This window comes from Dellaglioa sp. CoH-55-MRSF-9 (genome assembly GCF_056782155.1).
Window position 1 is genome coordinate 22,508 of sequence record NZ_JBXAYG010000006.1, and the last position, 13,409, is coordinate 35,916.

Genomic DNA, 13,409 nt, shown 5'->3' on the forward strand with positions numbered 1-13,409 from the left:
TAAACGATAAAATTCGTTTAGAGGTTTTTTTTCGCTATTTACGTTTAAACTCGCAAGTTAATTCTGGTATTAATTTATGCTGTCTAGTGAAATATGAGACGTGAACATTTTTTTCGTTTGCTTCTACTATCGCATATGTTCCACCAATCCCTTGATACATCCCTCTAGGAAGACTAATGCTCCCAGGATTTAAAATTAATACGCCATCGTCAGTCATCTCACATCCTAATTCATGAGTATGTCCAAAAAATACGAATTTAGCATGATTAGCCTTAGCTTTTAATTCAAGTGTGAACAGTCCTGTTTTAACGTTAGTCAGATGCCCGTGAGAGAGATAGATAGTTTCCCCGCTCACAATTTCAACTAATTCTTCTGGAAAATTCATATCAAAATCCATGTTTCCTAGGACACCATCAAATTTATTAAAAAGCGGATCATTTGCTTCTAATTCTGAATCGCCACAATGAAAAAATACATCAACTTGATTTTTATTATGTACTAAAATAGATTCTAATATATCACGATCTCCATGACTATCACTCACAACTAAGCACTTCATCTTATTTTTCCCACCAATCATTAAAATTTGACATTAACTTGACGGTTGCACGACCGCGATGACTAATTTTATTTTTTTCTACTTCAGTCAGTTCAGCCATAGACTTATATAATTCAGGTACATAAAAAAGTGAGTCATAACCAAATCCGTTATCTCCACGTGGTATACCCAAAATTTCTCCAGCCACTTCACCGTCTACAACTAGTGACTCGTTACCAGGTTTTGCAAAAACTAACGTTGTATGGAAATTTGCAGTCCTTTTGTCTTTCGGCACGTCAGTCATTTCATGTAATAATTTCGCATTATTCGCAGCGTCATTATGGTCCTCAGCAAAACGAGCAGAAAATATACCTGGTCGACCATCTAAGGCGTCCACCATTAAACCAGAATCATCTGCTAAAACAGGTAATTGTGTTAATTGTGAAATTGTTTCTGCCTTTAATCTTGCATTCTCTTCAAATGTTTTCCCAGTTTCTTCAACATCTGGTAATTCAGGATAGTCCAACAACGTAGTAACTTTAAATCCTAGTGGATTAAAAAAACGTTTAAATTCAGTCGCTTTTCCTTCATTTTTAGTTGCAATTAAAATCACATCTTTTTGATTCTCAATATGTTCATTTTGAATTAAAATGGTTTTCTTCTGCGAATTACCCATTAATTCTGATAATCCTGACATTGCTCCACCTAAAAGTTGCGTTAATTTGTCACCAAGTAAATCAGCATTAGATTTTTCAAAATTCAATTGTAAAAAAGCCCCTGATTCATTTTGAACAATTAATAAATGACTATCGGCTGTTTCCTCTTCTTCACTTGTTAAATCAGCAAATAACTCATCATGAATGAAACCAACATTAATCGCTGAAAATGGTTTTAATTTTTGACCGTTACTCTTTAACAATAAATTTTGAATTGCTACATAACTCGCATTAATAACTGTTGCAATAATATCCCCATCAGCTTGCATGATTTGTACTTGTAAATTAAATCCAGTATCTTTTAATGTTTCTGCCAAGGCCGTCTTAAGCGATGATAAAATCAATTCAATTTTGACATTGCTTTGAGCACTCAACCACTGATTAACGTCTACTTTCAATTCACCAATGTTATCTGTTTCGTTAACTAAAATTGTTACCTTAGTCAAGCCCAACTGGTATTCAATCGCACTATCGACTTCCTTAAGACTTAATTTTGTAATTGAGACTGGTCTAACTTCTAAATTATCTCGATTCTCATTTTTACGCATGTTAGTCTCCCTGTCCTAAATGAATTGTTTTAGAATTTATATTTTCTAATCCTAACCAACCTGATGCAATTTCGTTAAAATCATTCGCATCACCCGTCGTAAAAAATTCATGTTCAATTTTTGCTTCACTTTTAGCCGCAATATTAAAATAATCTAAGATAGTTGAAACATCGTTAACTGTTTCAGCTCCTGAATCAATCAACGTTACTTTATCACCAACCGCATTTTGAATAAAAGGTCTGAGTAATGGATAGTGAGTACAGCCCATGACTAGTGTATCAATGTTTTTATCATCAAAAAAAGCTAACGTTTCATTAACAACTCGTTCAGCGATTTCTGATTCGTATTGATCACTCTCGACAATTGGGACGAACTTTGGACAAGGTAAGCTCGTCACAAATAAATTAGGATTTTTTTCATGTAACGTATTACTATATGCGCTACTTTTAATCGTACCTTCCGTCCCAATAACGCCTACTCTTTGGTTTTTAGATGACTTAATTGCCGCTCTACTTCCTGGTTTTATAACACCAATCACTGGGATTGCTAATTTTTCTCGTAAATCATCCAAGGCAGCAGCCGTTGCTGTATTACAAGCAATCACTAACATTTTTATCCCTTTACTTAACAAAAAAGATGTCATATCCCAAGTGAATTCTAAAACTTGTTCTGAGGGCCGAGGTCCATATGGCATTCTAGCTGTATCACCTAAATAGTATATTTTTTCGTTTGGTAATTGTTTAAGTGCTTCTTTTACAACTGTTAATCCACCAACACCTGAATCAATAAATCCAATTGCTTGATTATTCATTTTCTAACCTCTTTTTCGATTACTTATCAATCTTAATTATGACTTGTCTTTACTCAAAATTCAAGTCTAGTCATTTAACATTAATTTATGAAAAATCAATATCATCTAATCTTAAATAACGGTATAATACTTGTATATTATATATCCAGAGGGAGATCCATATGAAACCAAATTTGATTGAAAATTTATTATCAGCTGACAACAATGATACATTCGCATATGAACTTATTCGCGATAGTTTAATACCAGAAGTAATTGGTACGGATACAACAATTTTATACTGGGTTGGTAAAAAAATGGCCCGTAATGCTAACCTCGCTAATATTGCAGACCTTATTACCTTTTTTGAAAAGGCAAATTGGGGTACTCTTGAAGTGGTTAAAGAAAAAAAAGACAAGCAAACTTGGTTACTATCTGGTAATATTGTTACCTTCAGACAGAATCAGATTAAGTCTGCTGATTTTAACCTAGAAGCTGGGTTTATTGCTGAAACTATCCAAATTCAAAGTGGTTTCACATCAGAAACAATAATTGAAAATCAAAATAATAAATCCGGTGTTTCAATTATTGTTCAAACTGATTTAAAAGATCCTAATATGACAGAACCAACTGACCAATTTCACTTCAAAGTACCAACTGAAACTGAATAATTATCGAATAGATAATTAAAAAGAGCTGACTTTAAAAGTCAGCTCTTTTTAATTACTAAATATATTGTGCTAAAACTTCTTTAACCTGATCTTTTGAATGATAACCGACGATTGTATCAACAACTTCGCCATCTTTTTTAATCATTAAAGTTGGAATACTCATGATACCAAAAGATTGTGCTGTTGCTGGATTTTGATCAATATCCATTTTAGAAAATTTTACTTTATCGCCCATTTCTTGTTCTAAATCTTCAATAGCTGGCGATTGCATACGACAAGGACCACACCATGTTGCCCAAAAATCTGTCAATGTTACACCTGAATCTGTTACTTTTTCAAATTCTTTATCTGTAATTGCTTGTACCATTTGAATTCCCCCTTTTATTATTTATGTGACCATCATATCAAAGAAAATAATACCACGCCACATTTTTGCTTACAAAAAGTAAACGTTACTTGAATTCTACGATAGTTGCGCCATTTCCACCAGCATTGGGTGCTGCAAATTCAAATGACTTAACATGACGATTTGATTTCAAATAATCTGTTATTCCAGTTCTTAAGGCTCCAGTCCCTTTACCATGAACAATAGTAACAGAAGCATATCCAGCAAGTAAAACAGAATCAATATACTGATCAACTTGGCTCATTGCATCATCATAGCGCTGTCCACGAAGATCAAGCGATGTTGAAACGCTTGTTGAAGCCGCATTTTTAAAAATGGTTCTATCCTTTTTATCATTCTCGATATGAACTTTTTGAAGGTCGTTTTCATTAATTTTCATTTTTAGAATACCAAGTTGAACTTCCCACTCTGTCTTACTCATTTTTTTAACTAAAACACCTTGTTGACCATAAGTTTTAACTAAGACATCGTCGTTCACATGGAATTCTTGTTTATTTTTAGCTCGTTGTAGGACCTTATTTTTCTTCAAAGCATTTGTTGGTTGATGCATTTGTGATAATTGTGATTTTGCATCAATTAATTCATGTTCTTTAACAGCTTGTCCTTGAAGCATCTGCATTTGGCGAATTTCTTTTATTATTTTATCTGCATTTATTTCTGCTTCTGCCACGATTTCATTAGCTTTTCCCTTAGCCTTATCCGTCATTGACTCTCTTTGCGCAACAAACTCGGCATACTGTTTAGCTAGGTCATCATGTAATTTCGTTGAATCTTCTAGTTGTGCTTTTAATGCCAGTGTCTCATCTTCTGCCTTTTTTCGCTTACTCATTAAGTCAGAAATCATTTCATTCAAATCTTGGCTATCTTGATTGGTCAAGTTTTGCGCTTGATCAACAACATTTGACGCTAACCCAATTTTACGAGAAATATCAAACGCATTACTACGACCAGGTATTCCAATTAATAATCGATAAGTTGGTTGTAACGTTTCACTATCAAATTCCATACTAGCATTAATTGTTCCAGCACGATTAAACCCATACGCTTTTAATTCGGGATAATGTGTTGTAGCAACTGTATAACTACCTTTTTCTCCAACAGCATCAAGAATTGCAATCGCCAAAGCTGCACCTTCTTGTGGATCCGTTCCAGCTCCTAATTCATCAAATAAAACTAATGAATGTTCGTTAATATTAGCTAAAATAGAAACGATATTAGTCATATGAGCAGAAAATGTACTTAAGCTCTGTTCAATCGATTGTTCATCCCCAATATCTGCAAAGATATCTTCAAAAATACCAATACGACTACCTTCATTTGTTGGAATATTTAAACCTGATTGTCCCATCATCTGAATTAAGCCTAATGTTTTTAACGTAATTGTTTTACCACCGGTATTAGGTCCCGTAACAACAATTGCTTGATAATCTTTTCCTAACATAATATCGTTAGCAACTACTTTTTTACTATCCAATAAAGGATGACGTGCTTGTCTTAAAAAAATGTCATTTTCAACACTAATTGCTGGTTCAGTTGCTTTAATTGAGCTTGCATATTGTGCCTTTGCATTAACAAAATCGAAATGTCCTAAAATATAAGCATTTTCTAAAATTTCTGCTGTAAAAGGTGCAACTAATTCAGATAACTCTGCCAAAATACGACGTTCTTCATCTGCTTGAGCAAGTTGCTGTTCGCGTAAATGATTATTCATCTCGACAATTGCTTGCGGTTCAATAAATAAGGTCTGTCCTGTTGCACTTTGGTCATGAACAGCGCCACCAAATTGACCACGATATTCTGCCTTAACAGGGATAACGTAACGTTCATTTCTAATTGTAATTAATGTTTCACTTAAATATTTAGCACTTTTACCACGCGTAAATTCTTGTAGTTTAGCTCTAATGGCACTTTCCGAGCGTAAAATATTTTGTCGAATATTATGCAATACTGGTGAAGCCTCATCAGTAATGTGACCATCATTTTCAATTGACTGATTCAACCTACGATTAATTTCAGGTAGATTTTCAAGCTTTTCTATCCATTCAAATAATCTCGTTAATTCAATTTCAGAATCTGCTAAATCTTTAAAAAATAATTTAACCTCATTAGTCGTTCGTAGTACACGACCAACAGCAGATAGCTCTTTACCATTCAAAGAAGCTCCCATATCTAACCGTTTCATATGTGGCTTAACGTTGACTAATTGTGGTAAAGGAATGCCACCGCGGAGTCGCAATATCTTCACAGCATCTTGTGTTTCGTCTAAATCCTTTTGGATTTTTTCGAGATTAGTCATCGGCTCTAATGCCTTAACTTCTTCTTGTCCAGATTCAGTAGATATAAATGTTTGAATTTGTTGTTTAACTTTTTGATATTCTAATGTCTTTAATCCTTTTTCGTTCATACTTTAATTCTCCTAACATTTAATCTGTAGATGATGTATTTGTAATGAACATCTTTTTAGCTATTGTTGGCGTATCTGTTAGTATTTTTTGAGCAACCGTCGATTCTAAAACAGCTTCATTAACTTTTTGATTAGGCCAAGCCGACAAAATAATTAACCCAATAAAAATAAAAACAAACATCAGTATAACCGATAGAACCCCACCAATTAGTGAATTCACCTGATGAATAACTGGTAATTTTGTAACAGAATTTATTACTCTAATAATACCTCTAATGAGTATACCGCCAACCACAAATAAAGCCGCAAATACAATCATCGAATAAAAGTTAGTCTGAAGATGGTTCGTAATAGATGTCTTATCAGTTTCCATAATTTTAGGGAAACGTTCTCCCAACCAAATAGTAACAGGATTTGTTAAAACTTTAGCAAATAAATAGATAGCGATAAATCCTACAATTCTCAAAAGCGTTAATACTAATCCTTTTCTATAACCGTTAAAAAATGACACAATTAATAAAAAGATAACAATTAAAGAAACTGTCATAATATTACTCCTTTACTTGTGTTTCACCATTAATTTCATTTAATTTTTCTTGTAATTTAATTTGATCTGAAACTGCGTTGATAGCTACTAATATCGCTACTTGTTCATCATCTATTTCAGGTAGCATGTCCTTCACTGATTGAAATTCATTTTTCACCAATGTTGCTACGGCGTCCATGTGTGTGTCTGATTCTGATCCAATAATTGTATACACTTTTTTACCGATTTTAGTCTTATATCTATTCTTTTGATTTTCCAATGAACACCCTCCTTACATTTAATCATTTAAAAATAATTTTACCACGAATTGATCAAAAGAGATATGTGTATCATAGTCCATAATATATAATTTAAAACAAAATAAAAAAGTTAAACCAATTTGGCTCAACTTTTTAAATAATCTTCTATTGCATACTTTCATCTGAAAGGAAGGTATTCAATACTTCTTCTACCATATCCCATTCATCATCGTCTTCGATTGGTTCTAAATCACTTTCAGTTGCTTCACCATTCTCATTAGGACTAAATGAGTAAGCTTGAATTTCAACCTCTTCATCAGCTTCTGAGCCAAGTGGATAAAGCATAATATATGATTTATTGTAATCATCAGATTCAAAGGTAAACAGAACTTCAAAAAGTGTTTCATTACCGTTATCATCTACTAATGTAATCTGTTGGTTTTCTTCTTCATTATTCATATTGTGACCTCACTTTATTCTTTAGTTAATTTGCCTTTACCATCTAAATAATTCTGTAAAATTAGGCTTGCAGCAAGTTTATCAATAACTTTTTTTCTTTTTTTTCTTGATGTATCGGCCTGTTCAACAAGCATACGTTCTGCCTCAACAGTTGTCAACCGTTCATCTTGAAAATCAATTGGCAAGCCAAAAGTTTCAACTAATAACTCGCCGTACTTTTGCGCAGCTTCAGCACGAGGGCCTAATGAGTTGTTCATATTTTTGGGTAAGCCGAGTACAAAGCCAGTTACTTCATACTCTGTAACCAATTCTTTGACACGTTCAATACCAAAGTCACTTCTGTCTTCATTAATACGAATAATTTCAACGCCTTGGGCAGTCCATCCTAATAAATCGCTCATTGAAACGCCGACCGTTCTTGAACCAATATCCAAGCCCATTAATCTCATTTAATTTCCTACTTTTCTTCTGTATTTAAGTAATTTTTAACTAACTCTTCAACAATTTCATCGCGTTCATATTTTCTAATTAAATTACGTGCGTCATTAAATCTAGGAATATAAGCAGGATCGCCCGATAACAAATAGCCAACAATCTGGTTAATAGGGTTGTACCCTTTTTCTTCTAATGATTGGTAAACAGTTACCAATGTATCGTGGACATCTTTTTTATTATTTTCGTCAAAATTAAAGAACATTGTTTTATCTAATGAACTCATAACGTGGCACCCCCATCAATTTATTAACCTAGCTCTATTCTACTAAAAAAAGGACCATTCGACAATCAAAACAAGCTGATGTAATCAAGCCGTAATATAATAAAGAGTATTTATCTATTTATTATTAGATAAATACTCCTTTAATTATTATTTGGTTTGATTATTTAACCAATTTGCTGCTTCTTTGATTGCATCAGCTAAACCTGCTGGATTTTTACCACCTGCTTGAGCTAAGTCTGGTCGGCCACCGCCACCACCGCCAACAAGTGGCGCAATCGTCTTAATTAAATCGCCCGCTTTTAATCCTGATTTAATGCCATCAGCACTAACTGCCGTAATTAAATTAACTTTACCGTCATCACTTGTTGTTCCAATAGCCAAAACATCTGATAATTCTTGGGTTTTCCATTGGTCAGCCAATTGACGTAATTGAGACATCCCTGAAACTGAAACTTTTGCTGCAATTAACGTTTTACCATTAATTTCTTGTTTATTTTTGAAAACATCCCCAGCTTGTTGGCTAGCAATTTTATCTTCAAATGCTTGAATTTGTTGTTCACTTACTTTTAATGCACTTTGTAATTGTTCAATTTTATTTGAAACTTCTACGACTTTATTTACTTTTACTTGTTGTGCTACTGTTTCTAAGAGTTCGTTACGTCCGTTTAAGAAATCAAAAGCTTCTTTAGAAGTTACTGCTTCAATACGACGAACGCCGGCACCAACACCTGATTCAGAAATAATTTTAAATAAGCCGATTTCACTCGTATTTGAAACGTGCGTACCACCACAGAATTCAATTGAATAATCGCCAATTTTCACAACCCGCACAATTTTTCCATATTTTTCTGAGAATAAAGCAATGGCACCCATATTTTTAGCAGAATCAATATCTGTTTCAACAGTTTCAACAGCTAACTCAGCCCAAATCTTATCGTTAACAATCTTTTCAACTTGTTTTAACTGTTTCTCTGAAACGGAACCAATATTTGTAAAATCAAACCGTAGATAAGTGGGTTCGACTAATGACCCAGCTTGATGTGTATGTTCGCCCAGAACATCTCGCAATGCTTGATCAAGTAAATGTGTCGCCGTATGATTTTTTTCAACTTTTTTATGGAAATCTTGATTAATTTCTAGTGTCACTAATTGGTCTTTTTTCATTGCTGCAAGAACTTTAATGGCGTGTAAATTTTGTCCATTAGGTGCATGTTGAACTTCTTCAACTTCAGCAATAACATTGCCTTCTGTATCTTTGATAGTTCCTTTATCAGCAACTTGTCCACCCATTTCAGCGTAAAATGGTGTTTTTGAAAAAATAACTTGAGCGTTATCACCTGGTTTTATGTTATCTACTAACTCGTTATCCACAATTAAATCAACCACTTTGGCGTCATCCACATTAGCTTGTGTATAACCAACATATTCACTAATTGTTTTAATATCTGTTAACATCCCATTTTGAACACCCATTGATTTAGCATTACTACGTGCAGCACGAGCACGATCCTTCTGCTGTTGCATTTCAGCGTTAAACCCTACTTGATCTACAGATAATCCTTCATCTTCGGCATATTCTTTCGTTAATTCAAATGGAAAACCATAAGTATCGTACAATTTAAAGACACCAGCACCAGTTAGCTCTACTTTATTTTCTTTTTTAGTCGTTAAAATAAGATTATTTAATAACTGTAATCCATCTTTTAATGTTTCATTAAATCGTTCTTCTTCAGAACGAACAATTTTAGAAATATACTCTGATTGTTCTAAAACTTCCGGATAATAATCCTTCATAATATTACCAACAACAGGTACAAGTTGCGTTAAAAATGATCCTTCTATCCCTAATTTTTGTCCATGCATCACTGCACGACGAATTAATCGACGAATAACATAGCCACGTCCTTCATTAGAAGGTAAAGCGCCATCACCAATGGCAAATGAAATTGCACGCGCATGATCTGCAATAACCTTAAATGAAATATCATCTTGGGCATTATCATCATATTTTTTATTATTACTCATTTTTTCAGTTGCATCAATTAAGGGTAAGAATAAATCTGTTTCAAAATTAGTTTTTGCATTTTGGAAAATCGAAACAACACGTTCTAAACCCATCCCCGTATCAATATTTTGATGAGGTAGTGGTTCATAGTTATTTTCAGGTGTGTGATTAAATTCAGAGAACACGATATTCCAAACTTCTAGATAACGTTCATTTTCGCCACCAGGATAATTTTCGTCATCATCCTCAGCTAAGTTATTAAAACTTTGTCCACGATCATAAAAAATTTCTGTATCAGGTCCACTAGGTCCTTGTCCAATATCCCAAAAGTTATCTTCTACTTCTACTAGATGATCCTTTGGTAACTTAACTTCTTCTAACCAGATACGTTTTGCTTCCAAATCTTTTGGGTAAACAGTAACGTATAGTTTTTCAGCATCAAATGCGAACCATTTTTCACTTGTTAATAATTCCCAAGCCCAATTAATTGCTTCTGGTTTAAAATAATCCCCAATTGAGAAATTACCCAACATTTCGAATAACGTATGATGACGTGCTGTCTTACCAACATTCTCGATATCATTCGTACGAATACTTTTTTGGGCATTCGTAATTCTAGGATTTTCTGGTACAACTGATCCATCAAAATATTTTTTTAAAGTTGCAACACCGGAATTAATCCACAGTAATGTGGGATCATCCACAGGTAGTAATGAGGCACTAGGTTCAATTGTATGGCCTTTTTCTTTAAAGAAATCTAAATACATTTGGCGTATTTCAGTACTTGTCATTTTTTTCATAAGTGTGACTTCCCTTCTATTTTTAAGCAAAAAACACCGCTGCGAGTAAGGACGCTTATAGCGCGGTACCACCTTACTTGCAACGATGTTTTAGTCGTTTACCTCTTAAACTCGATAACGTTGAGTGGACGTCATTCTATTAATACTTAACACAAGGCAGCTTTTTTAAATAATCATTTCTCTCAGCAAATGAAATGTTTCTGTTAGGCTATTTAAATTTATCCCTGTTTCTAATAAAAATTATATTGAAATCGACTCAAATTGTCAAATTAAGCTTACGACTCTTTACGATTTTGTTTTCTGTTAACGCGACGATCCATTTGATCTTTACGTTTAATTGCTTTTTGAATCTTTTTCTTATATCCAGGTTTACGTTTTTTCTTCTCTTTTTTAACCATTCCTTTGATTACTGGAGCTAAAGGATCTTTGGTTTGTTTACGATTTTCACGGCGATTACGATCATAAGAATCAACGATTTCACCTTTTTTAATATCTTTAGGTGCAAATTTAATCCCCATTGCTTCTAACTCAGCAATTTTATTTTCTTCATTTGGTTCATATAACGTCATCGCAATACCACTCAAACCGTTACGACCAGTACGTCCAACACGATGAATGAAGAATTCTAAATCATTTGGAATATCATCATTGATGACATGTGAAACACCCTCAATATCAATTCCACGCGCTGCCAAATCAGTTGCGACAACATATTGAAAATCTAAATTTTGAACTTCTTTCATGACACGTTTTCGTTCACGAGCTGGCACATCACCATGAATTTTAGCAACTTTTAAATTCTTACCACGTAAATACTCAACAATTTCATCAACACGTGTTTTTGTATTTGCAAAAATAAGTGCGATATATGGTTGTCCCATCGTAATTAATTGATAAATAACTTCATTACGATCATGACCCTTCGTTGGAATAATCCAGTTTTCAATCGTATCACTAATAACTGATTTAGCTGCAATTTCTTCAACTACTGGGTTCTTCATGTATTTCTTTAAAAATGGTTGTAATTTTTGTGGAATAGTTGCTGAAAACACCATCATTTGAAGATCAGAAGGTAATGCAGATGCAATTTGATCAGTTTCTTTCAAAAACCCTAAATCAAGTGTCATATCTGCTTCATCTACAACTAAAGTTGATGCATTATGAATATCTAAAGCGTTACTGCTCATTAAATCAGCAATACGTCCAGGTGTCCCAATGACAATTTGTGGTTGTCTTCTACTTAATTTATCGATTTGACGCTGTTTATCTGTCCCACCAACATAATTTTGAATATGAATAGGTTCGGGACTAAATTCTGCCAATTGCTTAGCAGCTTCATAAATTTGGTAAGCAAGTTCACGACTTGGTGTCGTAATAACTGCTTGAACCGTATTATTTGAAGGATCAAGTTGATTAAAGATTGGTAATAGGAAAGTATGTGTTTTACCACTACCCGTTTGTGATTGACCTACAACGCTTTTACCCTTTAAAACAACTGGTATTAAGCGTTGTTGAACTTCTGTTGGTACATTAAAATGAATTGCTTCAATCGCTTTTAAAAGATACGATTTCAATCCAAAATTTTTAAAATTTTCTGGCATTTTATTCTCCCGTATATGTCTTAGCTAAATCATCAAGTGATTTAACTATTTCTTCGTACTCTGCTTGGTCTTTAGCTCTTGCACCACTGGCCATGGGATGTCCACCACCATCATGCTCTTTTGCTAACTGATTGATTACAGGACCTTTTGATCGTAATCGAACGCGATAGCTACCATCCTTTTGCTGCACAAAAATTGCCCAACATTGAACTTCAATAATTTTACCTGGTAAAGGTACAATTTGAGATGAACCAGCATCGCCCAACTCTATTGAATCTAGATAGTCATGTGTCAATATGACATATGCTGCTTTATGTTCTGTAATAACTAAATTATCATATACATATCCTGATAACTTAGCGACACCTGCGGTAATATTGTCCATTTTTTGGTTTATTTTAGTAGTTGAAAAATGATAAGTCATTAATTCAGCAACCACTTGCATCGTATGTGCAGTTGTTGCTGAATACATGAATCGACCTGTATCGCCAACAATTCCGGCGTATAACATCCTAGCCGCATCATCAGTAACTACAAGTTCTCCACCAACGCCATCAACTAAATCCATAACTAATTCAGAACTACTTGATGCATTTGTTTTCACCCAAACTAAATCACCATAAACGTCTTCATTGGGATGATGATCCAATTTAATTAGGTAGGCACCACTTGTATATCGATCATCTTCAACTCTTGGACGATTAGCCGTATCAATCACGATGACGAGTGCATTATTATACGTCTCATCAGAAATTTCATCTTGGTCACTAATCCATACTAATCCAGCTGAGGGCGCACCAACTTGATAAACCTTTTTGTCAGGAAAACTAGCACGAATAATTGCTGCTAACCCCGATTGAGATCCAATTGCATCAGGGTCTGGACTTTGATGACGATGAATAATAATCGTATCAAATTGTTTAATTTTTTTTAAAATTTCTAACTCAATTTTCACTTAAATGACTCC

Annotated in this window: 14 protein-coding genes; 1 reads left to right on the top strand and 13 read right to left on the bottom strand. The window is 33.9% G+C overall.

The window, feature by feature from the left end:
• Positions 1-34 precede the first annotated feature (34 nt).
• From AC1RPV_RS06505 to racE, 3 genes are read right to left on the bottom strand one after another with little or no spacing between them, the layout of a single operon-like run.
• Positions 35-580, bottom strand: coding sequence for a YfcE family phosphodiesterase (locus AC1RPV_RS06505; RefSeq protein ID WP_481761828.1), 546 nt, complete (start codon positions 578-580; stop codon positions 35-37).
• Complete coding sequence (locus AC1RPV_RS06510; protein ID WP_481761829.1) at positions 561-1,802, bottom strand: XTP/dITP diphosphatase; 1,242 nt, start codon at positions 1,800-1,802, stop codon at positions 561-563. The genes AC1RPV_RS06505 and AC1RPV_RS06510 overlap by 20 nt, the downstream gene beginning before the upstream one ends.
• 1 nt (position 1,803) lies before the next feature.
• Positions 1,804-2,613 (bottom strand): glutamate racemase, encoded by an 810-nt coding sequence (gene racE / locus AC1RPV_RS06515; protein ID WP_481761830.1) that lies wholly within the window; start codon positions 2,611-2,613, stop codon positions 1,804-1,806.
• Positions 2,614-2,774: 161 nt separating this feature from the next.
• Between racE and AC1RPV_RS06520 the strand changes: the two genes are divergently transcribed.
• Positions 2,775-3,263, top strand: a complete 489-nt coding sequence (locus AC1RPV_RS06520) for a YslB family protein (protein ID WP_481761831.1) — start codon at positions 2,775-2,777, stop codon at positions 3,261-3,263.
• 55 nt (positions 3,264-3,318) lie between these two features.
• Here the strand turns inward: AC1RPV_RS06520 and trxA are convergent, their stop codons facing one another.
• The 10 genes from trxA to AC1RPV_RS06570 form a co-directional block, all read right to left on the bottom strand.
• Positions 3,319-3,630 (bottom strand): thioredoxin, encoded by a 312-nt coding sequence (gene trxA / locus AC1RPV_RS06525; RefSeq protein ID WP_409022776.1) that lies wholly within the window; start codon positions 3,628-3,630, stop codon positions 3,319-3,321.
• Positions 3,631-3,715: 85 nt separating this feature from the next.
• Positions 3,716-6,073: an endonuclease MutS2 gene (locus AC1RPV_RS06530; protein ID WP_481761832.1), complete on the bottom strand. Its 2,358-nt coding sequence runs from the start codon at positions 6,071-6,073 to the stop codon at positions 3,716-3,718.
• A 19-nt stretch (positions 6,074-6,092) separates the two neighbouring features.
• On the bottom strand, positions 6,093-6,620 hold the full coding sequence (locus tag AC1RPV_RS06535) for a CvpA family protein (protein ID WP_481761833.1): 528 nt from the start codon (positions 6,618-6,620) through the stop codon (positions 6,093-6,095).
• A gap of 4 nt (positions 6,621-6,624) precedes the next feature.
• Entirely contained in the window at positions 6,625-6,879 is a 255-nt protein-coding gene (gene zapA, locus AC1RPV_RS06540; RefSeq protein ID WP_481761834.1) for a cell division protein ZapA, read from the bottom strand.
• A gap of 145 nt (positions 6,880-7,024) precedes the next feature.
• Positions 7,025-7,318 (bottom strand): DUF1292 domain-containing protein, encoded by a 294-nt coding sequence (locus AC1RPV_RS06545; RefSeq protein WP_409022780.1) that lies wholly within the window; start codon positions 7,316-7,318, stop codon positions 7,025-7,027.
• A gap of 14 nt (positions 7,319-7,332) precedes the next feature.
• Positions 7,333-7,767 carry a Holliday junction resolvase RuvX gene (gene ruvX / locus AC1RPV_RS06550; RefSeq protein ID WP_409021430.1) on the bottom strand — a complete coding sequence of 145 codons (435 nt, stop codon included), beginning with the start codon at positions 7,765-7,767 and terminating at the stop codon, positions 7,333-7,335.
• Positions 7,768-7,775: 8 nt separating this feature from the next.
• Entirely contained in the window at positions 7,776-8,036 is a 261-nt protein-coding gene (locus AC1RPV_RS06555) for an IreB family regulatory phosphoprotein (RefSeq protein ID WP_481761835.1), read from the bottom strand.
• A gap of 147 nt (positions 8,037-8,183) precedes the next feature.
• Positions 8,184-10,841, bottom strand: a complete 2,658-nt coding sequence (alaS, locus tag AC1RPV_RS06560; protein ID WP_481761836.1) for an alanine--tRNA ligase — start codon at positions 10,839-10,841, stop codon at positions 8,184-8,186.
• A gap of 275 nt (positions 10,842-11,116) precedes the next feature.
• Entirely contained in the window at positions 11,117-12,442 is a 1,326-nt protein-coding gene (locus tag AC1RPV_RS06565; protein WP_409021433.1) for a DEAD/DEAH box helicase, read from the bottom strand.
• Position 12,443: 1 nt separating this feature from the next.
• Positions 12,444-13,397 (bottom strand): DHH family phosphoesterase, encoded by a 954-nt coding sequence (locus tag AC1RPV_RS06570; protein WP_481761837.1) that lies wholly within the window; start codon positions 13,395-13,397, stop codon positions 12,444-12,446.
• Between the last annotated feature and the right edge of the window lie 12 nt (positions 13,398-13,409).